We start from the raw sequence: 23,579 nt of genomic DNA on the forward strand, positions 1-23,579 counted from the left end.
CAGCGCGCAGGACCTCAGCCAGTCCGGCACGGTGAGCTTTGACGACATCGACACCAACGACGTGGTGGACATCAGCTCGAGCTACAACAACGACATCGTCTGGAGCGGCGGTTCGCTGACGGCGGGGCAGATTGCGGCGCTGACGGCGGGCACCTTCACGGCGAGCGCGACCGATGCGGCGGCGCTGGGCACGACGCCGTGGAGCTACACCGCCAACGACGTGGCGCTGGACTTCCTGGACGACGGTGAAAGCATCACCTTCTCCTACACGGTGACGGCGACCGACGACAGCGGTGCGAGCGCCATCGACACGGTGACGATCACCATCAACGGCACCAACGATGCGCCGGTAGCAGTAAACGACAAGCTCGTCGTTTCGACGAATACCATTGCCGTGTTTTCGGCGAGCGCTCTGCTCGGAAACGATGGCGACATTGACGGAGATGGTTTGCGGATCATATCTGTGTCGGGTCCTGGCGTCGACGCAGGTAACCTCACCTTAGATGTCGACGCACAAACCATTACTTACAACTCGACCCTCGGCGTTGGTGTGGGGGCGGACGCGTTCACCTATGTCGTGAGTGACGGTTCAACTACATCAAGCGGGACAATGTCCATTGATGTCGTCAACGCCAATTCCGGCTTCAATCTCACGACCAGTTATTCGGGCGCCGGTTCCTACCAAGCGTCGTATCTCGATTTCGGCGGCGGTGCCGACGCCGGTACTGGAGCCGGGGGGAGCGATTTTCTCGTTGGAGGATCGGGTGATGACACTCTCCTCGGCGGCTCTGGAAACGACACGATCATGGGAGGCGCGGACGCCGATTCAATCACGGGCGGCACTGGCGTTGATCTCGTTATTGTGAATGCGGCAGTCGGCTCTTCCAGCGACTCTGCGCGTGATACGATCGCTGGCAACGGTAACGATGCAGGTGAGGATGCGATCACAGGGTTTGACTTGTCTAATGAGACCCTCAAAGTCGTTGCTACCAATGTGTCGAATTTTGTGCATGGCACTGACACAGCCATCGGCACGGCTGGCGCCGTAAACGATGGCACAGTGGGCAGCTTCACAGCTCTGACTGGCCTCATCGAGCTTAACCAGGCTACCAACAACGATTGGGACAATGCTGGCGATATCGCTGTCACCTTTGCCTCTCCAATTGGTACTTTCAATGAAGCGAACTTCGAGGCTCGCCTTCAATACAATCTGACAGGCACCAGTGGAAGCGACACCATTACGACGGGCGCACTGGATGACACCGTGAATGGCGGCGCGGGCAACGACACTATCGTGACTGGTTCTAGCAACGACACGATCACCGGCGGCACGGGCGCCGATTCAATCACGGGCGGCACTGGCGTTGATCTGGTTATTGTGAATGCGGCAGTCGGCTCTTCCAGCGACTCTGGGCGTAATACGATCGCTGGCAACGGTAACGATGCAGGTGAGGATACGATCACCGGGTTTGACTTGTCCAATGAGACCCTCAAAATCGTTGCTACCAATGTGTCGAGTTTTGTGCATGGCACGGACACAGCTATCGGCACGGCCGGCGCCGTAAACGATGGCACAGTGGGCAGCTTCACAGCTCTGACTGGCCTCATCGAGCTTAACCAGGCTACCAACAACGATTGGGACAATGCTGGCGATATCGCTGTCACCTTTGCTTCTCCAATTGGTACTTTCAATGAAGCAAACTTCGAGGCTCGCCTTCAATACAATCTGACAGGCACCAGCGGAAACGACACCATTACGACGGGCGCACTGGATGACACCGTCAATGGTGGCGCGGGCAACGACACTATCGTGGCTGGTTCCGGCGACGACACCATCACCGGCGGCACGGGCGCCGATTCAATGACCGGCGGCTCGGGGGCCGACATGCTCATTGTCGGCAGCGCGCAATCCCCGGGTACCATCAGTGGCAGCACCGTTATTGGATATGACGTCATTACCGACTTCGACATAGCCTTCGACACTCTCGATTTGGCGGGCACCCCTGTCACAGCCGGTAATACTGGCGGGCTTGTGAACGGCAGCAACTCCACCCTCACCATAGGTGGCAGTCAAGTCAGCCAGCATTCAATCACGAACGGCATAATAACCTTTTACAACGACGGCGGCTCGTTACTGAATCTGACATCCAACGCGGACGTCGCTGCAGCAGTGCAGTATCTGCACATTGCGGCCAACGACCTCGGAAACACTGGCACCACGGTGGCATTCACCGCTACGTTTAGCGGACCTGTTGCTCACACATTCATTTTCGAGCAGGTCGGCACCGCCCCAAGCGCAGCAAATGATATTCTGGTCGACCTTGTGGGAGTAACCGTAGCCAACCTCTCTACGCTAATTCCTTCGCATATCTTCCCGGCAGGCATTGCTGGAGAGTCCATCAACCTGGCGCTCACCAATCCTTCGGCTGACCCCAGCAATTTAATTACGGTCACGATTGCCGGCGTTCCCCTGGGTTGGAGCCTGAACGCCGGAACCAACAACGGCGACGGCACATGGATCGTCCACACCAACGATCCGAGCGCACTGACCGTCACCGCGCCGGTAGATTTCATCGGCGCGACGGTGCTGCACGTGAGCCAAACCTGGACCAACGCGGACGGCACCACGGGCATTGCAAAATTCTTCGACAACGTGGAAGCCTACGCGCCCGGTTCCCCAATCTTCGCCGTGTCGGGCGACGACAACCTGACGGGTTCGAGCGGCAACGACTTGTTCGTTGTCGCCCAACCGATTGGCCAGAATACGATCTATAACTTCGACACAGCGCACGACCAGATCGACCTGATCGGATACGCCGGCTTCACGACGTTTGTGGACGTTCAGGCCCAGACGATCAACAATGATCTCGGCGATGCCGTCATCACGTTGGGAGATGGCCAGTCGATCATCCTCCAGGGCGTCGACGCGAACTCGCTCTCGGCCGATGATTTCGTCTTCGATCAAACTCCGGTTGTGCAGAACGCCGGCAACATGGTGATCGGAGACGGGGCGATCATGCCGCTGAGCGGCATCATCGAAAACACCGGCACGATCGAATTGAACTCGACGGGTGCCGAAACCGACCTCCAGCTTATCCAGCATGGCATCTCGCTCGAGGGGCACGGGCAGGTCATACTGTCCGACAGCACCGAGAATGTGATCACCGGAACGGTCTCGGACGTCACGCTGACGAATGTGGACAACACGATCTCGGGCGCCGGACAGCTCGGCGCAGGGCAGATGATCCTGATCAACGAAGGCACGATCATCGCCACCGGCAGCAATTCCCTCGAGATCGATACCGGTGCGAATACCATCGTGAATTCCGGAACACTCGAAGCGACCGGTAGCGGCGGGCTGGTCATCGACAGCAACCTTGATAATTCCGGATTGCTGTGGGCGAATGGAGCAGACATCACCCTCAACGGCAGCGTAACTGGCGATGGCACTGCGTTGATCGATGGCGTAGCCACGATCGAGTTCGAAGCGGCCTCATCTGTTAACGTAACGTTTGCTGCCGAAGCGACTGGAACGCTCAAGCTTGGCGACTCCTTCGACTTCAGCGGAATCGTTTCGGGATTTAACGAGGATGACCACTTCGATCTGCTCGATGTCTCGTTTGGAGAAGGCACCAGCGTAAGTTACGTTGAGAATTCGGAGGAGACCGGCGGAACCCTAACGGTGAGCGACGGCGTTCACACCGCCAACATCTCGTTGCTCGGCGACTACTCGGCGGACGGCTTCATATTCGCGGCAGACGCCACCACGGGCACACTTCTGTCATACCGGGACGATCTGATCTAGCTGATCGACAGAATGCGTTTGGATACAGTGCGGAGCTGATGGGGGGAAGCCCGACGATTGGTCCTGGAACGGGAGAAAGAGTATGACTAGGGCAGGGACAGCTCGGAGCGTTCATAAATGGCGATCAGGATCAGCGAGGTAAAGTCGTCCAGGCTCTCAGATGACAAGAAGGAAGTCATCGTCGGCGGAAGCGGAAAATATATTGGCGACGTGGAGCTTAAAATCGCGCGCGAGTGCTTGGACGATTTTATCGATGCCCTCGTCAACGCGCGGGGCACGCTTGAGCCAACCCTTGCAGTGGCCCCGGGTGCAGACGCCGCCGCGGGATCCAAGCGAAAGGCTCGCTCGGGCGACAACCCGAATGAAGTCAGATTTGAAATCCCCAAGACCTTCGCCGTGACGGCGGACACGGAGGGCAGGGGCCTGGTTCTGCTTATTCTCAATCACCGGCTGGAAAACCAGGAAGGGTATGCGCTGAGCCCGGATGCCGCACGACAAGTAGCTGGGGGACTGACCAAGAGCGCGGACGCATTGCAAGCATCCCCGGTCGCCGGCGAACTCAACAAGTGAGCCCCCTACGGATGTGCGTTGTAGTGAGCAACTTAACGCCGATGTCTAGCCATTTGGAGTCTGCAGCAGGTTGGCATGTCCCGCGAGCGGTGAATCCAACCGATAATCCTTCTTGGAAAATCTCTTGCCTCGTTGTCGTCGGGCAGAGTTTTCTGCGATGGCGGCCGCCTCTGTTGGGCGCGCCGGCGTCCTTTAGGCGCACAGGTTGAGTGCGTCCTGGCCGCGATGGCCCAGATCCTGCGGCGGCTCGCATCGCGGGTCGCTCGGCCGCCACCCGCTGAGGCAGCTGTGTATTGCGTAGCGTCAGAGTTGCGTAAGAGGCGTCAGGGCCGGTTGATCAAAGCCGGTCGCTCATAGTGAAGTGACCGAACGACACCGTCAGTTACAGCCGACTTTTGCAACAAAATCCATCGATTGTCGGACCTCGCGCGAGGTCCGACTTCAGTCCGGAATGCGCACCAAAGCGGACGTCCGCCGACCGCCTTACGGATTCACGCCTAGTCCAATCGCTTTCCGCCCGGGCAACAAATAACCCTAGGCCAGGGGCAAGCCGCCACGCACATCACCGTCCGACACGCGTGGGTCATTCATTCGAAAAGCATCGGATTTGGAACTAATCGATTATGGCTCTTCGTCCAAAGGTTCTGTGAGACCGCAATCGGGTCTATCGAGACTCTTGACCACCAAGCTCGTTCGTCCCCAAAGCGGTGATTGTCTCGGTGATGGGCGCGGCACAGCGGCACCGCGAATTCGTCGCTGACCTTCCGACCTAACGCCTGTGGTTGTGCGAACCTCACATGATGGGCGTCCGCGGGGCTACGTTCGCAGATCAGGCAGGGATGAGATGCTACAAATCTTAGGTGTGCCTTGTCGCGGAGGTAGCGAAGTTTGGGAATGGCCAAGGCTCCGCTTTCGACTTTTGAATCCGCGGAGGAGGTAGACACAGCCTCACCGGGGACATCGCTAACGACGATGCATTTTTGTATCTTGAAAGCAGAAGCAGCTTGCTCGGGTGCAGGCTTGACCTTTCGCGGCCGGCCCCTTGGTCGCCGTGCGTTCTCGGTTTCGGGGTTGGCCGAGGGCAGCACAGTTACTGCCGGATCAGGAGGAGCGATTGCAGGTTCAACCACCGCGATTGGCTCGGGGAATGCGCCTGACGGGACGCTCTTGACTGAGAAGGCGTCTTCGACCCGCCGCGCATCATCCGTTGATAGGCGATTTTTGGTCTTTAGAATGGCTATCGCTCGGGTGGGCAGATCCTCTTCCGAAAGCCTCTCGATCTCTTGGATAAGCTGCGTCGCAGCCAATGCGGACTCTGCGGCCGACAATTTATCCCGCAACAGCATCGTGCCGGAGCCACCGGGTCGCGATTGCTTGTTCTGAGCGGACCCCAGCACAATGTCGGGATTGGGCGGGAGGCTGGTATCGAGGATCTTTTGATCTTCTGCCCGGGGCGTGGCCACATCGGGCGGCGCGTCGAGATCATCATCCCCCGCGATACCGACCATCGTAAACAGGGCGTAACGCCGTGCGTAGGTGAGGGCCGCTCCCATGCGGCGAGGTGCAGATGCCTCCGACAACTGGCAGACCGGCCAGTCTGAAGAGATCCACTCCCCTGAAGTATGCAGCAGGAGAGTGGTCAGGTTGACGATCCCATTGGCACGGTCGATGTCGGTAGTCTGTGCGATGGCAATCTGCTGGCCGCCCAAGGCCTTTCTAACAATGTCAAGACCGCTCGCCAGGGAGGCATAGCGAAAGGTCTGGGGACTGTCTGATCGGTTGTTGTAGACCGTCCCGATCAATGCCTTCTCTGGATTCGAGAGGTCAATCTGAGCCTTCGCTAAGGCGGTGGCGATGGCCGCGACATTCTCACTGGACCGATGCATGGGCGGCCTCCATCTCGACGCGGTCGAAACTAATCGCTCCTGATTTTGACCGTCTCGCTCGGATGCCGTGGCCCATGGCTTCCTTGGCGTCTTCTGGCATCAGACCTTTCAATTCGCTCTTGGCTCGCTCGTGGTTTAAGTGGGCTTGTTGCGTGTCCCGGAACAGTCCGGCAAATTCAGCCCACGAATTGGAGGCATTCATATCCACCACCCGAACCGCTTGGATTCGTGGCTTTGGCGGCTCGCAGTCGAACAACGCGGGAGTTTCGCCGGTCTTGACGGCCTGCCAAAAGGCCTTCTCTGCCGCGATCAGAACCGTCTGGTAGATCGGATCGGCCTCGATGGCGAGTTCGACCCAGTTGCCGCCTCCGGTGATGATCGACAACACGGAGGTCCTGGTGTTAGCGACCAGCATGTTGTGCTGGAGCTGGGCCATGTGCTTTTCCGCTGCGGCCACCTCTGAAAACGACCAGGGCAGCATGAACTTGGCTTCGAAGACGGCGCCCGTTTCTTTGATGACGCCGTCGAGGGTGGCGGCCATCCAGGGGATTGTCCGGTGAACTACGTGGCGTTGGACATGGGCAATCCGATAGCCCGAACTGGTCTCATACCAACGTCGATTGAGGTCCTCGGTTACGAGTCCGAGCTGAACGATCAATTCTCTCGAAAGATCGACCGGGGATCTCTCACCTCGCTTTTCCTTCCAAAGGCGAACGAGGGCTTTCTCGTCCTTTCCCATGATGATCCGGGCGTCGGAGCCACCGATGAAGTGTCGTCGGTCACGCAATGCCTTCGCGCTGACAATTTTTGGTATAGCTCCGCCGTTCACCAAAACGGTGCCTTTCGTCATTTGACTACTCCGAATCTGATTATTCTGATACAAAGAGATCATACATAATGATCTAAAAGGATCAAGAGGTTTGTTTAGCCCATCTCAACTTCGTGCAGCGCGAGCTCTTGTCGGATGGTCGCAGAGCGAAATCGCAAATGCTGCAGGACTATCAGTTCCTACTATCAAGCGAGCTGAAGCCGACGGGGGCATCAAGGTGTCCGAGGAAGCCGTGGCCGCAATCGCAAGCGTGCTGAAAAAGGTTGGCGTCGAGTTCATCGAAGAAAACGGCGGAGGTGTTGGCGTCCGGCTCCGGAAGGCACAAAGCCCTGCTCGACTTAAATAAACCGAATGCAAAGAGCAAAGAAACTCAACAGCTTCATGTGAGCCCAGTCTTGGCCAACACCTTGCCGAAGGAGCCGTTTGGTTGATTGAGACTTGCTCGGCCTCGTTGGCGGTTTTAAAACAGATGTGCAACGCTGGCGGCAGCAGGAATCGTTGAGCCGCTGCCGTGTTGGCGGAAGTGAAGGGCAGGCGTTACCCCTGGGGAGGGTGCAATGACGGTTGCTCGAGAAGTTATTGGCGCTTCCGGATAAGACTGCGCGCGTGGTGAAAAGTCCCGGACCATTTGATGGCTTGAATGAACCAGGCCTCATTTATGACGGCTATGTCGACCGGGATATGCAATTTCCAGCTCAGGCCATTGATCCAGACGCAATCTAAGTCGTCTATCTTTGAAGGCGCATTACTTAGGGACCACATGCGCGCTGCGATTTTCGGTGTCTCTTGGCGTGCCATTCGAGCTTCGTAATCGAGTATCTTCGTTGGGTCACAGAGGTAAGCAAGGCAATCCCGTTATTGACTCCAATACCCTCGAAGAGAAACCGGTCAAGCTAGAGCGCTTCTGCCAGCAAGAACAGAATTCCAAAAAGCCTGTTATGCAAGCCGTGGCGCAGGTTTTGGGTAAGAAGTAGGGGGGTGGCACTTTTGAGAACATGCCCGCGGCCCCGATTGCGTCTTCTTGTGGAGTTAGACCGGAAGTGAGCGGCACGCGGTCAAATCGACGCGAACCAAAGCGGACATAAACGCTGCGACGCGGTAGCAGTGGACAAAGCTCGTCACCCCGCCGGCAATCTTAGTTGCACCGTAATGCACCGCAGTCCTATGGGTAGGGAGCTTGGGGCGATGATTCCTTCCGAAAAAATGGCGCTCTTTGTCGACGGCCCGAACCTCCACCACACGGCGAAAGCCTTGGACTTCAGCATTGATTTCAGGAGGCTTCTCGCCGAGTTCAGGACGCGCGGCGTGCTTGTCCGTGCTTATTACTACACGATCATCGCTGAAGAGTTTCAAACGACCCGGCCCCTCATCGATTGGCTCGACTATAACGGTTTCACAGTGCGTACGAACTCGATCAAAGAGTTCGATGATGGTCAGGGCCGGCGGAAATACAAGCGCAATATTGGAGTCGAACTCGCAGTCGATGCGGTCGAGATTGCGAAGCATGTAGACCACATATTGTTGTTTTCTGGGGACGGCGATTTTCGTCGCCTTGTGGAAGCAATCCAGCGCCTCGGTCCTCGCGTCACAGTCGTATCAAGCATGCGAACGAAACCTGCGATGATCGCTGACGAATTGCGTCGGCAGGCGGATACGTTCCTCGAATTGGATGACCTCAAGGCTGCGATAGGTCGGTCAAAGGATGAGAGCAGAATGCGCAACCAGAGGGATGAGTTTTCGTAGGGACAACATTCCCGCGCGGGCCTTCTCGACATGCCTCTACCGGCCGCTTGAGGACCAACCCGCTTGGAATCCGAGTGGATGCGCGCACGATTGTTCTTGAAAGTTGCGCGCGCAATAGGTCTTCACAGGAACTGCCTGGTGCCGTTGCGGCTATCCTCTTTGTGTCTCGGTTTCAGCACACTCGATGTGTTTCGCAGCGGGAACTTCAATTTTGACTCCACACTCGTCGATACCGGGGGCAGTCTCTGGGATAACCGGGGCTGGCGGATCGAGCATTTTTAAGCACTAATTTATTTGCGCCCGGCGGGTCCCAGCGCGCGAATGCCTGCGACCCCCGACATATCTGCTGATCAGTTCGCAGACAATAACGGACGCAAGGACTAAGATCGCTACACCCTGTGATAGTTCGCCTGGAACAGCAGCCTAGGCCTGTTCCGAGGAGCCTAGACGCTCGCTGCAACCGCAGCTGGCGCCGGCGCACGCCGCCACCACGAACCGGCACGACCGAGGATCAGGATTGAAACAATCAGCGTGGCGCCAAGCCCCGTCGGGGTGGACGTGAAGTAAGCGGCGATGAGAACGAGCGCGATGCCTAGCATGGGGAGTTCGTAGGCGCGGAAGCCACTCCTCAATCCGATGCGGAACAGGAAGCCGACCGGAATAGCAAGCACCACCATGTCATAGATGGCGAGATAGGGCATGGCCAGAAGCGTCCCCGCGGCAAGAGCAGCGGCCTTCAAGGTATATGGCACGCGGCTTCGCCACATCAGGGCCACCACCACCGCAACGGACGCGGTGAGGATAAACTGGAATGCCCAAGCCAGTTGTTCGGTGCCGCCAAGATAACGCACCATCGAGTAGAGGCTCTGCAACTTCCACCATGTCGCCTTGCCCTCGGTCATGATCTCTTGGGAGGATCTCGGGATCCAGTGGAAGAACGCCAGCCAGCTCTCAGTGCCGAAGGCAAGCCACGAAACGACGAACATCGCGATCGCCGTCACGCTGGCGCTGATGAACACGCGCCAATGCCCGGCCGCGATCAGCGCAATCGGAAACAGCAGCCCGAATTGCGGCTTGTATGTCAATAGCCCGAGGCAGATGCCGGCAAGCACCGGGCGGATTGGGATCAGATAAAGCGTGCCGCCGATCAGCGCAGCGGTAAGGAAGCCGTTCTGTCCGACCAGCGCATTCATGAAAACCATTGGAACGGCGAGCGCGAGCAGAACGCCGAAGTTGTGGCCGACGATTGCGCGCATGACGGCAAGATAAGGCACGAGGCTGGCAAGAACCCAGCCGAGATACGCCACCGTATAGGGCAACAGCGCCAGCACGGATGCGACGAAGAAGAACGGCGGGGGGTAATGCCAGGGAAAATCGCCGTCAAAATCCTGACCGAGCTTGGCGACCTCGATCCGCTTCAGGATGTCCCAGTCAAAGGCCTGCGCCGGAAAGCCATCGAGCGCGAGACGCCCGGCAGCCCAGAAGCTGATGAAGTCCGTCGGGACGCCGAGGCCGTTCCGATCGTAAATCCACACACGTGCAAGATACGCCATCAGGCAGAGCGTCACGTTCATCGCGCACAGCGCAAAACACACCTTCCGGAGCCACGCGGGAATTTCGATTTGGACCGGAGTGATTTCGGGGGTGGAGCGGGAGGCGGCCATGCGAGGTCCTTGCTCGGCAGCGCTTCCTGTCCGAAAGCGCACACTTGAAATCAGTAAGGCGCGCACAAAGAAGTGTCTAGAATCTTTCGCATGCGATGGCTTCGGTTTCAGATCAGTACTGCTGATTGAGTGGCTGAATGATCATGGTGCATTTGACTGACCACGTTGCTCCGGCGATGTACCGTAGTCGTGCGGCACTGGCCTTGCAGCGTTCGTACGCCGCGTACGATCCCCCATATGGGTTAGCCGTATTTATACGGAGAGACGCGCCTCAGGCGAGTTACCCCGAAATTGCCGCCGTAGGCGAACTTGTAATTGCTTTGGCGGCTCAGCATGTTGCCCTGCGATTACACCGGTATCGTACGGATTAAGGATGATTGCCAAAACTTTGCATAAACATTGACTAAGTCGCCGCCTTAACACAAAATTTACCCAGTGGTTTCCGCGGCTGCTCCGCACCACTGAAATGCATTTTGAAACTTAACATCAATTTGGAGGCGTTTAAATGCGTAATTTTCTGAATGACGTGAAGACCCTCGCCAAGGACGAAGACGGCGTGGTGTCGTTCGAGTACGTGATCGTCGCGGCTTGTATCGTTGCCGCAGTGGCTGCTGCGTTCGGTCCTGGTGCTAGTGGCGCTATCTTCACCTCGCTGAGCACTGCGATCACCGCTATCGCCTCCAGGGTCACTGCCGCTATTGCCTGATACGGCCGCCTGGCCCCAGGGGGGCATTGGGAAGTGCCCCCCACTTTTTTTGAGACATGCATTTGATGCCCTCTTTTGAGGGATGCGTTTCCTCTTCTTGAGGCATGCATATTATGAGTTGGATTGCTCCCACAGCCTCGTTTTTAGCAATACTATTGCTGGTCTATGTTGCAATGATCGATATCGCGACGCGATCGATCCGAAATGAAATTTGTCTGGTGCTGGCGTTGCTCGGAATCGCTGGTCAACTTGCCAGCCCGATGCGGGTTGCCGAATCCCTGATCGCCGCGACCATCCTGTTCCTGCTGCTGCTGATCATCTACCAGCGACGAATGATTGGCGGCGGCGATGTCAAGCTGCTGGTCGCCCTGGCAATTGGTCTGCCGTTGATGGGCGTGTTTAAGTTGTTGACCGTAACCGCGCTGGCCGGCGGCGTTCTTGCCCTGGTGCATCTGATGATGCGCGTGCTGCCACAGCCCAGGCTGGCGCCGGCCGGATCGTCGTTCCTACGCCGCGTCTACGCGATTGAGCGTTGGCGCCATTTGCGACACGCACCGCTGCCTTACGGGGTTGCGATAGCGTGCGGTGGTATCTGGACCGTTTTCAGCCAAGGATTTTGATATGTCATCCACCTTGCGTCTCTCGATCATCATGGTGCTGTTGCTCGCAGTCACCGCGCTCGGGCTTATCGCCTACAGCATGAACATGCCGAAACCACAGCAGGTAGTACAGATAATAGAGGCTCCTGCAGCAAAGGTCACGGAGAAGGCGCCGCCTGCCGTCGTCGGGTACTTTGTCGCGGCGCACCCGCTACCGAGAGGGACGCTGGCCCGCGATGACGATTTCACCGTGCGCTCGGTGCCGCCGGGTAGTGTTCCGGCAGGGGCGATCCTCGATACGCCCGACGCCAAGACCGGCCTTCGCGGATCTCTGGTTCGCAACTTCCTCGACACTGGCAGTCTGGTCACATCGGAAAACATATTGCGCCCGCGAGAACGGGGTTTTCTCGCCAGCGTGCTGGCACCAGATATGCGTGCCATCAGCATCAACGTTGACGCGGCGTCTGGTGTCTCGGGCCTGATCTGGCCGGGTGACCATGTCGATGTCGTGTTGATCCAGGAGCCGTCGACAGCGACCGAGGATAAAACAGCTCAACAGCATGGCACGCTGAGCGAAACCGTTGCTCACAATGTTCGAATCGTCGCGATTGACCAGGAGATCGTGCAAGGCGGCTCATCCAGCAACGCCACGGCCGGCAAGGTCGCGCGCACCGTGTCGTTGCAGCTTGCGCCTGACCAGGTCAAGAAAGTCGTGGTGGCAGGACAGCGCGGAAAGCTCACCTTGGCAGTACGGTCAGCGGTCGATCGACAGGACACCGGGGACTCGGACACCACGGTGGTGGTTTATTCACGCAATAACGGCACGAAGTACTCCGTCAGGAAAGACGATGCAGGGACTGCGCGCCCTGTGTTGAGCAGCAATGCATCGCGGGAAATTGCCCCGTCAGCACCGGTCGCTTCGGCCGTCCGTCGGTAAGGGGAGGTAGTGGTGAACGTTAACATGGTTATCGCAAGTCCGCCTGAAGAGCCTCCGTCTGTTCTAACGCGCAGCCGAATCATCTGTTTCGTAAGCGACGAGTTGAGTGCAGCGGCGCTGCGTAAAGGCCTCGAAGGCAGCAACCTGACGATCAGGCGTGGCAATATCCGCAATGCCATAAAGATGCTCGAGACCGACACCGAGCTGTTCGCCCTGGTGGTAGACATCAGTGGAATCGATGATCCATTTACCGAACTGGAAAGGTTGGCCAGCGTCTGCCCGCCCGATGTCGAGGTGGCGTTGATCGGTGAGAACAGGGAGATCACCTTCTACCGCGAGCTTATGGAACTCGGCTTGACCGAGTACCTTCCGAAGCCGCTCACGCGCGATTTCGTGCTGGCCCAGCTGCGTCCGAAGCTGCTTGGCGACGTGGCGCCCAGTGCGGCCGATCGTGGCGGGCATGTAATCTCGATCTGCGGTGCTCAGGGGGGCGCCGGAGCAACGAGTATCGCTATCAATCTCGCACTGCAACTGGCTGAAACCACAAAGGCCAAGGTCGCGCTGCTCGACCTTCATCTGCAAAACGGCGAAACGGCCGTGATGTTGGGTGTTAGGCCGGGGCCGGGGCTGCGCATCGCTCTGGAAAACCCAATGCGGGCGGACACGTTGTTCCTCGAACGCGCGGCAATCGATATCAACGAGCGTGTTTGCCTGATTTCCGCCGATGAGGACCTGGATGCGCAGCTCGACATCTCCGAAGCTGGAGTGAGGCATGTGCTGGGTCTGCTCCGCCAACGGTTCAATTACATCGTTGTCGATATACCCGTCCCGTTTCCGCCATCCATCCATCCGGTGATCACTCTTTCTCGCCACGTGCTGGTGCTGCTGGAAGCGGAGGTGACCGGACTTCGCAATGCCCACGCACTCCGCAACGCCGTCACGAACATCGCCGGCAAGGATCGCGTCTTTACTCTGCTCAATCGTGCCGATCGTCCCGGGGGCCTTCCCAGGGCAACGATTGTAAAGGCCTTGGGCGCAGAACCGGACATGGTGATTCCCGATCTCGGCAAGGGGATGACCCAGGCGGTAAATCTCGGAATTCCAGCTCTGAAGCACGTATCAAAACTGCGACGTCATCTCGCGCCGATTGTACGGGAGATCGCAGGTGTCGGCGCCCAGCGGAAGGGATGGTTCAGGAGGCTGTTCCGGTGACGAAAAAATTTGGTACGCGCGAACGCGACGACTTACCAACTCGTTTCCCCGCATCGACACCGAGGGACGGCACGCCAACTCGTTTTCCTACATTGATGCCAGGGGACGGCACGCCAAATCGAGTTCCTGCATCGACGCCAGAGGACGGCACGCCAACTCGTTTGTCTGCATTGACGCCAAGGCGCGACGAACCTTCGACCGGGCACCCCGTGATGCCGGCTTCGCTGCGCGAACGTGTCATTGAGCAGATTGAGCCATCGGTGGCCGCGACTGTTTCGCGCGATGTTCTTCGGCGGCAGATCGAGGATATCATCCATGGAATCGCCAACAAGGATCGGCTCGAACTGTCAGGTCGCGAGCAGTTTCAGCTAGCGGACGAGATTGCGGACGACATGACGAGTTACGGGCCGCTCCGTCCGCTCCTGCTGGATGAATCGATCAACGATATCATGGTCAACGGACCAAGTAACGTTTATGTCGAGCGAAACGGCAAGCTGGAACGGTACGCGGTGCGATTCCGCGACAATGATCATATCGCATCGGTGGCGCAGAAGATCGCGGCCCAGGTCGGACGGCGCGTTGACGAATCCAGTCCGATGGTGGATTGCCGCTTGCCGGACGGCAGCCGGGTCAACATCATCTTGCCGCCGCTGGCGATCCATAGCCCCTGCATTTCCATCCGAAAATTTCCAAGTCGCCGTCTCGATATGGCGGGAATGATCGAGAACGGCTCAATGACCCCGGCCATGGGACAATTGCTCGAGATCGCCGGCCGATGTCGGCTCAATGTTCTGGTCTCTGGCGGTACCGGTTCCGGCAAGACGACGCTGTTGAACGCCATCAGCCAGTTCATTGATCACAATGAACGCATTGTCACCATCGAGGACGCGGCAGAGTTGCAGCTTCAACAGCCGCATGTGATCAGCCTGGAGACCCGGCCTCCCAGCCTCGAGGGCACGGGGCAGGTGACACAACGCGATCTGGTATGGAATGCGCTGCGGATGCGTCCTGACCGGATCGTCGTAGGCGAGGTGCGCGGCCCCGAAGCGTTTGACATGCTGCAGGCGATGAATACCGGCCATGATGGTTCGATCTCCACGGTGCATGCCAACAGCGCCCGCGACGCACTGACCCGTGTCGAAAACATGGTGCAGATGGGACAGGTCAATCTGCCGCTGCGGGCGATCAGGTCTCAGATCGTCGCTGCGCTGGATGTCATCGTGCAAGTAGAACGCATGCGGGACGGGCAGCGTCGCGTTATTCAGATTAGCGAGGTGATCGGCCTGGAAGGTGATGTGATCACCACCAACGACATCGCTGCGTTCGAATACAAGGAGGAGGATGTTCACGGACGGATATCGGGCACCTACAAGTCCACCAAGGCAGTCCCAAAATTCAAGAGCCGTCTAAACTATTACGGGCTTGATCGAGCCTGGGCCGAGGCTATGAGGCAGCTGTAATGTCGCAGTCTTTGACCATATTTGTCCTGGTACTTTTGGTATGCGCGGCAGCCATCACGTTGTGGCTCGACGCTCGACAACGGCGCATGGATCGTCAGCTGGCGATAGCTCTGCCAACCCTGCATTCGGAAAGCCTGCCCTCCATTCGTCGGCAACAGGCCGGCTCCCGCGGGCAGTTTCTGCACCGCCTGGCCAATTACAGATCTGAGACAAGCTACGATTGGCACCCTTCGTATGTGCTGCTTGCCGGTGTCATCGCGGCAGCGGCAATCTTTTATGCCAATAGCCGGCTCGGATTTTCCACCCTCTATGTCTCTCTCGTGGCTGCAATTGTAGCCATCATGGTGGTGCGAGGTCTGTTTGGATGGCAGCAAAGTCGCCTCGCCAATCAACTTTTTCGACAGCTGCCTGATACGATCCAGATGGTAACAAGCACTGTTCGATCCGGGCTACCGGTGAACGAAGCATTTCGCACCATCGCTCGCGAGATGCCGCAACCCACAGCTCGTCAGTTTGCTATCGTTTGCAGCGAATTGAGTCTGGGAAGGCCTCCGGAGGAAGCTATCGAAGCGGTCTATCAGCGAACGCAAGTGGCTGAGTATGGGATGTTTGCGGTGACACTTGGCGTCCAGCTGAAGTCGGGTGGCAGTTTGGCCGAAACCTTGCAGACACTGGGAGACACCGTGAGCCAGCGAGTTGCACTGGCTGCTCGCGCGAAGGCTCTGGCGGGAGAGGTCATCTTTTCGTCACGCGCACTTTCAGTTTCGCCCGTCGTTATAGGTGGGCTGCTATATTTGCTCAATCCGCAATCAATTGACATGCTGTTCACTGATCCGACCGGAAACATGCTCCTGGCCTATGCAGTTGCCTCGGTGATTATCGGGTCCCTGGTGATACGTTGGATGGTCAAAAGGGAAACAGAACTATGACTTTGAGTCTTGGTCTGGTGGCTTTGGCCATAGCAGCCGCGGCAGCGACCTTCGTGTTGATCATCCACGAAATACACTTTCGCGCATTGAACGTACGGGTGTCGAAAGCGGTCCTGGGCGTTCCTGGCCAGTCAGCGCCCTTCCAGGGCATGACCGGTTGGTTTTCATCGCTCGGCATGCGTTATCGGCGATTCTACGCTGAGGAAAATCTCGATCAACTACGAACGGTGCTTCAGTCATCAGGTCTCAATCACCACCGAACCTTGCCGATCTGGATCGGTGTCAAGGCTGTCAGCACGTTCTTGTTCCCGATCATTGCTTTTTTTGTTGCACAGCTTTTGGGGTACGCACTGACTGATGTGCTGATCTTCACTCTCATTGGTGTGGTGATCGGAATTATGGGGCCGCGATTGATTTTGTCGCTGCTCAGGCGGCGTTTTGATGCCGCCATTCGGCTAGGCACGCCGGATACGATCGATTTGCTTGTCGTGTGCAGCGAAGCGGGAATGGGCCTGGAGAGCGGACTGGAACGAGTGGCGGAGGAAATCAACCAGACCAATCCTGCCATGGCCCGGGTCCTGTACGATCTTCTCGATGATCTCCGGATATTGCCAAATCGCTTCGACGCATTCGAGAAAATCGGATCCAGGTCGGAAGGACTTCGCCGGTTCGGCACCATAGTCAGCCAAAGCCTGCAATACGGAACGCCGTTGAGCCAGGCGCTGCGCAGCATTGCCGTCGACCTTCGGCGAGAACGAATTACCAAGCTGGAAGAAAAAGCGCACAAATTAGGCGCCAAACTGACTATGCCGATGGTGTTGTTCCTGCTGCCAGCCATGTTCATCATTTTGGGTGCAAGTCCGTTTCTGCACCTCATTCGTACGTTCGACAACATGAAGTAAGTAAGCCGTGAAGCACGGTTACCCTGTTGAACCACTGATCTTGGCGACCGGATCTTTGGTCGCCCCGTCGAGGTAGGCTTATGAGGAGAAAAGTTTCTTTCATAGCGGATCAGCGCGGCGCCGCCGCGTTTGAGATGCTCTTCGTTTGGCTTTTCCTGATCATGGGCCTGCTTCTGCCGCTTGCCGACATTGCTATCGCCGGCTTCCAGTATGTATCCGCGTGGCAGTCGTTGCGTGCCTTCGGACAGTCTATCCAGTACGCCCCGCCGTCTGACTTCAGCGACACGTCGAGTTGGGCGTCAAGCGCGCTCGCCAAGGCTGATCCCCGTTATCCCATTCCGAGTATTCAAGTGATTTGCGGTGATACCAACACTGCCTGCTCCTCAGCCAACCTGGCGTCGCCCAAGTACTATTCGTACACGACGACCGTCACCTTGTCGCCGACGGTGTTGAAATCGGTGTTGTGCAGTAGTGGTGGCGCTGATCCTTGTGTGTACACGCTGCCTTTCTCAGAGCGGTTTCAATAGGAGATTGCCATGCGTAACGTGCTCCGTTGCCGTCGAGGTTCAGTGGCATTCGCAACCGTCATCGCCCTGGTGCCGCTGATCGGAGTGGTTGCGCTCGGGGCCGAGGCGGGATCGTGGTACGTCACCAAGCAACAAGCGCAGAACGCCGCTGATACTGCCGCGACGTCCGGTGCGTTGACGCTCGCTATTCAGAATGCCGCCAGCCCCGCGGTTACTGACGCCCAAACGTACGATTATCGCGGCAGGCAATTTGCAGCCCAGAACGCGTTCTGTAACACGGGCGATACCTCCTATCCAGGCTCCCATTGTGTTGCCAGCCTTCCAACAGGAACCTTGCAGACAGTACAGATCGACAGGGGTACTTATAGTGCCGGGTCGTCCCCGTCGTGGACGACAGACGCTGGCGGGTCATCCGTTCGTGCCGTTGTTGGCCAGCAACAGCCGGCATACCTGGCAGCGGTGCTTGGCCTATCCACTGTCAATATCCGCGCTCAAGCCATTGCCGAAATCAAGAACCCGAAAGAGCTATGTGCGTTGGGGCTTGGACCGTCAAATAACGCGCTCACGATCGGCGGCAGCAGCAACATAACCGGAAATGGTTGCGGGATGATGTCGAACAACACCGTCAAGTACAACAGCACTCCGTCTTTCAGTGGTTCGGGCTGGGCCGTTAATGGTGTCGGTGGCTGTGTCGCCTCGGCGGGCCACTGCGCTCTCAGCGTGCCGTACAACTACAGTATGCTGCCTGCGACGAATCCGCTGAAGGTTCTAGATACTGCAACGTTCAACGCTAGGACCGGCAATGACGCGCCACTAACTGCCACGACACCGTGTCCCCCCCCAGGGATAATTGCTACCAAGTGTTATTCGGTGAGCCCGAACAGCGGGGGCACCGGAGCATACAAAGACCTGTCGGTGTCGAATAACGAATATGTAGACTTCGCGCCAGGCACATACTTTTTCTACAATGCAGCGATCAAAATTACTGGTGGAATTGTCACCTGCAGCACCTGCACAAGCGCAGCCACTTCAGGCGTAACCCTCGTCTTGCTGGGGGATTCGAGCCTGTCTATCAGTGGCGCTACAGTCACTCTCTCTGCCGCTAAGACCAACTCTTTTAGTTCTCTTCTGGACGGCGTTCTGATTGACGATCAGGCCCCGAACAAGAGCAAGAATGCTGTTACGATCAACGGCGGTGGTACGGTCAGCTTGGGCGGCGCGATGTACTTCCCCAACGTCGAAGTTTCGTACGGCGGATCGACTCAAAATACCAATACGGCCTGTACACAAGTGATCGCCAACACGCTCACCATAAACGGTAATGCCTACATGAGCACGGACAACTGTGCTCCGGGTACCATTGGTAAAACCCAAGTCGTCGCTTTGGTGCAATGATGAGGAAGCTCGATCAGCGAGGCGCCGCGGCGCTGGAGTTTTGCATCGTCGCCGTGCCTTTGTTCATATTGATGTTCGCGATCTTCGATTTCGGTCGATATGCGATCACCATGCAGTCATTGCGGACGCTTGCGAATGCAGGCGCCCGGGCAACAATGATCAAGTGCTACACACCGGCCGTAACAGCTAGCAACTCACCCTCTGGCTGTACCGATATCAATACCTACCTGCCTGACGCGCAGAAGCAGGATGCTGCCCCGTTCCTGTATTCCGCCGGTCTCACGCCTGCACTCGGCACGACTTCGGGAGCCTCTGCACTTACTATTACAGCATCTGTAAGTTTCACCATGATCATGCCGATCTGGGGTGCAACATTCACCGACCCGAGCGCGTCCACCCAAATTCCGTTCTAGCATTTCCAGGTATCCTGAAATGCGTCCGGATGAGGGTTAGCGATGGAGAGTCGGCCCCCGTTGTCTGAACAGATTTCCGCATCCACGAACGGAGCTTGCCGGGCTTAGACTGCCGGTAGCTTAAATTAAGGCAAAAATCACCAAAATATCGAATCAGTCGAGACCTTGAACGCGAATCTTACGCGGTGGCCGGCCGGCCGCCGGGCGTGGGTTGCGACCACCGCCAAGGAAGTTCCGCAGGCCGCCCCCGACCAGGCACGGAAAGTGGTGCAAGCTGGCAACATCGCAAAGTTTTCTCTGGTTTCGCGGCACCCGAGCAATGGTCTCTCCTTGCAAGCGAGGAGCATGACGGATGATGATCTTCATGCTGCGTTCGCGGCTAACAGGAGTCCGGGAAGCGCCCTCTCTGAGGGGCAGAGCGCGCCAGGGATACGAAGTAACGATTTATAGTGGGACAGATTGTAAGCTTTGCGACGTGGTGCGCGAAGGAGAGTTGTTAGGTCGCTTAGGCCGTAAATTTACGGGGACAGAAGTGGTTCGCCGCGAGGGGAAATCGAATGAAGGGCGGTCGCATTTCGGGTAGGGCAGGAGGCAGGCTTCTGGCCTCAATCGTGATAACTCTTGGCGCTGCGTTTGCCTTGTTTGATTCGGCTGAGCGCGCTGGCGCTGCAGAGCGACGAGGCTCAGGCGGTGTCTTTGTCAGCGAAATGACCGACGTCCAGCGCGTCAAGGTGACTCTCAACAAGTCACGCACCTTCAGGGTCGATGCGCCTTTTTCCACCATTGTGGCGGGCTCGCCTGAGATCGTAGACGTGAAATCGCTGAGTGATCACCTGATCTACATCCAGGGCAAGCAGACCGGCACCACCAACGTCATCCTGTTCGACAGTTCGATGAAGCAGATCGGCATCCTCGATGTCGAGGTCGCGATCGATACCGGCAATCTGCAGCAGAACATCCAGTCCAGTACCGGCACGCGCGGCATTCGCGTCTCCTCCGGGGAGGGCCAGGTCGTGTTGAGCGGAACCGCAGCGGACGCGGTCGCCGCCGAGCGAGCCATGGCGATTGCCACCGGCATGGTCGCGAAGGGTGGCGTGGTCGTCAACGCGATGAACGTCGCGGGACCGCAGCAGGTGATGTTGGAGGTCCGGTTCCTGGAGGTTAATCGCCAGAATGGCCGCGATCTCGGCGTCAACCTTTATGCCGCCAATGCAAACGGCACGAATATCGGACAAACCGGCCTGGGAGATGTCGTTCAGGCCAGGCGCACTCCGATTGGTAATGGCGCCCCTCCCAGCACGCTTCCCCTGCTTGAGACGGCCGGCACGCTGGCAAGCGGAGCGGTCCCATTCGGCAGCCTGCTTACAAGCGTGCTAAGGCTCAACAACGGCATGTCGATCGACAGTCTGGTGACGGCGCTGGAGAAGAAAAATGTGTTGCGTCGGCTCGCGGAGCCGAACCTGATGGCGCTCTCCGGCGATGCGGCGCGCTTCCTGGCCGGCGGTGAATTCCCTGTGCCAGTGGCTTCGACGGCCGGAACTGCTGGCCTGGTGCCGACGGTGACCATCGAATTCAAGAAATTCGGCGTCGAACTCGCCTTTGTCCCCACGGTGCTGTCGCGTGGCGTGATCAATCTCCGGGTCGAACCTTCGGTCAGCGAACTCGATTTCACCAATGCCGTCCAGATCGCCGGAACGATCATCCCGGCGTTGACCCGCCGCGATGCGCGGACCACGGTCGAGTTGCGCGACGGCCAGAGCTTTGCGATCGCCGGCCTGCTGCAGACCCGCAACCGGCAGGATGTTTCGCAATTGCCCTGGATCGGCTCGGTGCCGGTGCTCGGGACGCTGTTCCGCAGTTCTTCCTACCAGCAGCAGGAAACCGACCTGGTGATCATCGTCACGCCGCGCCTGGTCGCGCCTGCTGTGCCGGGGCAGCGATTGGCCTCGCCGCTGGACTCCCGCCTGCCGGCCAACGACGTCGATTTCTTCCTCAATGGTCAGATGGAAGTTCGCAAACGCTATAATGACTATGTCAATTCCGGCGGCGAGGTGAAGGGACCGTATGGCCACATCATCGCCCCTGAACTCACAGTGCGTGCTCCGCCGCCGGCTCCTGGTCAACCAGCGATCAAAACCCTGAACTGAGGAACGAGCTATGCGCATCAGATTGCTGGCCATATTCGCTCCGCTCCTGTTGGGGGGCTGCTATGGTCTCGCAGGCCACGATGAAGTCGATCGCTACTTCCAGCGCTCCGACACCATCACGATGAGCGCCGGCGACGCCAAGCAGGTGAACGCCGTCACCCATACGATTCACCCGTGGCCGCGGTACGTCGGTGATCGCAGGATCGCGTACGACGCCCGGCGCGTCGGCGGCGCCGTGACACGCTATGGCAACTCTCAGCGGCCGCTGGATCAGCTTCCCAACATCGAAGAGTCGGGCAAGGCGATGGGCCAGCCGCCTCCCGTCACCCGGATCGACAATGTCAACATAAGCGGAGTGGGGCCGGGATCGGCTGGGGTAGCGGTGGGAGTCAGGTAATGAGTAAAGAAGCCAGGGTCTCAGCCTCGAAGGCGGGCCTGTGGGCAGGGAATGAGAAGCGACGGGCAGTTGTTGGTCAAGTAATTGGCGATGATATTTCGAACGGTGCGCTGGTCCGCTGGGCCGGGGCGGGGGATTAAAGGGTTATGCGTCGTCTCATTCTAATGCTGACCTGTTGCTGGTTGGCGACCGGCCTTGCAGCGTGTGACACCACAACGAGAGACGCGGCTATCGTCGCTCCCGCGAATCCGGCGGGCGCGGACCCCGTGGAGGAACCGACCGACGTCAAATATTACCCTTCCGACGAGCCCGTGCGGCTTGGGCTGGAGCATTTCAACCGCGGCAATTACGGGATCGCCCAGCGCCATTTCAAGGATGCGGTCGAGAAGGCGCCGAAGGACCTGACGGCCTGGATGGGGCTCGCGGCGAGCTATGACCGGATACGCCGTTTTGATCTTGCCGATCAGGCTTATGCGCAAGCGATCCGGCTCGGCGGCGAAACTATTCAGGTCCTGAATGACCAGGGATATTCGTACATGCTGCGCGGCAATCTGAATGCCGCGCGGCGAAAGTTCGAGAAGGCTTACTCGCTCGACCCGACCAACGCGGTGGTCATCAACAACCTTGAGCTGCTCAATGGCAGCCGGCGGTTCATCGAGCGGCCGCCGAATAACCAGCCAGGGTAGTGTAGCTGTCGTACTCGACTGATTTTATTGGTATTTGGGGGCTAGAGGCGCGGGGAACCTTTAAGACAAGCTAAACGTTTTTCACGTATGGCTTGTCCGATGAACCGCCTTTTCAAGCTGCAATTCCTGGGACCGTTAGCGCTGTTTGCCGCCACGCTGTCCGCCGAATTGGCTGCGCGTGCCCTTCAATACGCCCCCAGCTCTGAACTTCTCTGGTTCTTAAATCTGAAGATGTTCGGCATTTTTCAACGCAGTGACGCCGCCTTGAGCTATCTAGTTCCGATTGATGGCTTTCAGTTCTTCGGAATCGCGCTTCCCATTTTCGCGCTTGCCTGCGTTGGGCTCGCAGCCAGGTCCAGACTCCCTTTCACGGTCGCAACGCACTTGAGCGTAGCCTACGCGGGCTTTTTGGTTCTCTCCTGGCAGGCCGGCGTACCCAGCCTTCAGGAGGCATCGCTCGCGACCATTGCGGTGCCGTCGGGTGTCGGTCTCTACGTGATGTCGACCATTTTAGGGACGTGCCTGCTGTCATTTGCGATCACGCACTTGCTCTATTTTCTGGCCGTGGGGAAGGAAGTGAGAGCTTTGGTGAGTTGGCTGCGACGAGTCTCGTCCCGTCGCACATCTCACTTCTTCGGGTTCCGTGGACGGATTGTTTTTCCTACGGCGTAGCCTCATCGGATGGTTACAGCGAAAGGCAACTGATCAGCGCCGGAGCTTGCTGTCGCCCCGGATCATGCCGACATTCTCAGCGAGGAGCACCGGGGAAATT

The 23,579-nt window shown here is 57.9% G+C and carries 21 protein-coding genes; 18 read left to right on the top strand and 3 right to left on the bottom strand.

Annotated elements, in window-relative coordinates; genetic code table 11:
• Window positions 1–31 precede the first annotated feature (31 nt).
• A complete protein-coding gene (locus JQ574_RS33545; protein WP_212384181.1) occupies window positions 32–3,805 on the top strand; it encodes a calcium-binding protein in 3,774 nt (1,257 codons plus the stop codon).
• Window positions 3,806–3,922: 117 nt separating this feature from the next.
• Window positions 3,923–4,375, top strand: a complete 453-nt coding sequence (locus JQ574_RS33550) for a hypothetical protein (protein ID WP_212384182.1) — start codon at window positions 3,923–3,925, stop codon at window positions 4,373–4,375.
• A 587-nt stretch (window positions 4,376–4,962) separates the two neighbouring features.
• Here the strand turns inward: JQ574_RS33550 and JQ574_RS33555 are convergent.
• Both JQ574_RS33555 and JQ574_RS33560 read right to left on the bottom strand, forming a co-directional pair.
• Entirely contained in the window at window positions 4,963–6,261 is a 1,299-nt protein-coding gene (locus JQ574_RS33555; protein ID WP_212384183.1) for an ERF family protein, read from the bottom strand.
• On the bottom strand, window positions 6,245–7,111 hold the full coding sequence (locus tag JQ574_RS33560) for a YqaJ viral recombinase family protein (RefSeq protein WP_212384184.1): 867 nt from the start codon (window positions 7,109–7,111) through the stop codon (window positions 6,245–6,247). The genes JQ574_RS33555 and JQ574_RS33560 overlap by 17 nt, the downstream gene beginning before the upstream one ends.
• Before the next feature lie 70 nt (window positions 7,112–7,181).
• Between JQ574_RS33560 and JQ574_RS33565 the strand changes: the two genes are divergently transcribed.
• Window positions 7,182–7,436 carry a helix-turn-helix domain-containing protein gene (locus tag JQ574_RS33565; protein ID WP_212384185.1) on the top strand — a complete coding sequence of 85 codons (255 nt, stop codon included), beginning with the start codon at window positions 7,182–7,184 and terminating at the stop codon, window positions 7,434–7,436.
• An 839-nt stretch (window positions 7,437–8,275) separates the two neighbouring features.
• On the top strand, window positions 8,276–8,833 hold the full coding sequence (locus JQ574_RS33570) for an NYN domain-containing protein (protein ID WP_212384186.1): 558 nt from the start codon (window positions 8,276–8,278) through the stop codon (window positions 8,831–8,833).
• 443 nt (window positions 8,834–9,276) lie between these two features.
• On the opposite strand, the gene JQ574_RS33575 is transcribed toward JQ574_RS33570, so the two are convergent.
• Window positions 9,277–10,497, bottom strand: coding sequence for a glycosyltransferase family 87 protein (locus tag JQ574_RS33575; protein ID WP_212384187.1), 1,221 nt, complete (start codon window positions 10,495–10,497; stop codon window positions 9,277–9,279).
• A gap of 505 nt (window positions 10,498–11,002) precedes the next feature.
• On the opposite strand from JQ574_RS33575, the gene JQ574_RS33580 reads away from it, so the two are divergent.
• The 14 genes from JQ574_RS33580 to JQ574_RS33645 all read left to right on the top strand — a co-directional run bounded on the left by JQ574_RS33580 (window position 11,003) and on the right by JQ574_RS33645 (window position 23,479).
• Window positions 11,003–11,203, top strand: coding sequence for a hypothetical protein (locus JQ574_RS33580; protein ID WP_212384188.1), 201 nt, complete (start codon window positions 11,003–11,005; stop codon window positions 11,201–11,203).
• Window positions 11,204–11,307: 104 nt separating this feature from the next.
• Window positions 11,308–11,823, top strand: coding sequence for a prepilin peptidase (locus JQ574_RS33585; RefSeq protein WP_212384189.1), 516 nt, complete (start codon window positions 11,308–11,310; stop codon window positions 11,821–11,823).
• A gap of 1 nt (window position 11,824) precedes the next feature.
• Window positions 11,825–12,739 carry a Flp pilus assembly protein CpaB gene (gene cpaB, locus JQ574_RS33590; protein WP_212384190.1) on the top strand — a complete coding sequence of 305 codons (915 nt, stop codon included), beginning with the start codon at window positions 11,825–11,827 and terminating at the stop codon, window positions 12,737–12,739.
• A gap of 12 nt (window positions 12,740–12,751) precedes the next feature.
• The gene (locus tag JQ574_RS33595; protein WP_312014773.1) at window positions 12,752–13,951 is read left to right on the top strand and encodes an AAA family ATPase; all 1,200 of its coding nucleotides are present in this window, start codon (window positions 12,752–12,754) and stop codon (window positions 13,949–13,951) included.
• Between the two features lie 212 nt (window positions 13,952–14,163).
• Window positions 14,164–15,411 carry a CpaF family protein gene (locus tag JQ574_RS33600; RefSeq protein WP_249119780.1) on the top strand — a complete coding sequence of 416 codons (1,248 nt, stop codon included), beginning with the start codon at window positions 14,164–14,166 and terminating at the stop codon, window positions 15,409–15,411.
• On the top strand, window positions 15,411–16,340 hold the full coding sequence (locus tag JQ574_RS33605) for a type II secretion system F family protein (RefSeq protein WP_212384191.1): 930 nt from the start codon (window positions 15,411–15,413) through the stop codon (window positions 16,338–16,340). Before JQ574_RS33600 ends, JQ574_RS33605 begins: the two co-directional genes overlap by 1 nt.
• On the top strand, window positions 16,337–17,242 hold the full coding sequence (locus tag JQ574_RS33610) for a type II secretion system F family protein (RefSeq protein WP_212384192.1): 906 nt from the start codon (window positions 16,337–16,339) through the stop codon (window positions 17,240–17,242). Before JQ574_RS33605 ends, JQ574_RS33610 begins: the two co-directional genes overlap by 4 nt.
• An 80-nt stretch (window positions 17,243–17,322) precedes the next feature.
• Complete coding sequence (locus JQ574_RS33615) at window positions 17,323–17,769, top strand: hypothetical protein (RefSeq protein ID WP_212384193.1); 447 nt, start codon at window positions 17,323–17,325, stop codon at window positions 17,767–17,769.
• A 9-nt stretch (window positions 17,770–17,778) separates the two neighbouring features.
• Window positions 17,779–19,164 (top strand): TadE/TadG family type IV pilus assembly protein, encoded by a 1,386-nt coding sequence (locus tag JQ574_RS33620; RefSeq protein WP_212384194.1) that lies wholly within the window; start codon window positions 17,779–17,781, stop codon window positions 19,162–19,164.
• Window positions 19,161–19,577, top strand: a complete 417-nt coding sequence (locus JQ574_RS33625; RefSeq protein ID WP_212384195.1) for a TadE family protein — start codon at window positions 19,161–19,163, stop codon at window positions 19,575–19,577. The genes JQ574_RS33620 and JQ574_RS33625 overlap by 4 nt, the downstream gene beginning before the upstream one ends.
• A 557-nt stretch (window positions 19,578–20,134) precedes the next feature.
• Window positions 20,135–21,724 (top strand): type II and III secretion system protein family protein, encoded by a 1,590-nt coding sequence (locus tag JQ574_RS33630; RefSeq protein WP_212384196.1) that lies wholly within the window; start codon window positions 20,135–20,137, stop codon window positions 21,722–21,724.
• A gap of 10 nt (window positions 21,725–21,734) precedes the next feature.
• Window positions 21,735–22,121 (top strand): hypothetical protein, encoded by a 387-nt coding sequence (locus tag JQ574_RS33635; RefSeq protein WP_212384197.1) that lies wholly within the window; start codon window positions 21,735–21,737, stop codon window positions 22,119–22,121.
• A 182-nt stretch (window positions 22,122–22,303) separates the two neighbouring features.
• Window positions 22,304–22,807 (top strand): tetratricopeptide repeat protein, encoded by a 504-nt coding sequence (locus tag JQ574_RS33640; protein WP_249119776.1) that lies wholly within the window; start codon window positions 22,304–22,306, stop codon window positions 22,805–22,807.
• 99 nt (window positions 22,808–22,906) lie between these two features.
• Entirely contained in the window at window positions 22,907–23,479 is a 573-nt protein-coding gene (locus JQ574_RS33645; RefSeq protein ID WP_249119777.1) for a hypothetical protein, read from the top strand.
• Window positions 23,480–23,579 lie beyond the last annotated feature (100 nt).

The organism is Bradyrhizobium sp. AUGA SZCCT0158 (assembly GCF_018130065.1).
Lineage (GTDB): Bacteria > Pseudomonadota > Alphaproteobacteria > Rhizobiales > Xanthobacteraceae > Bradyrhizobium.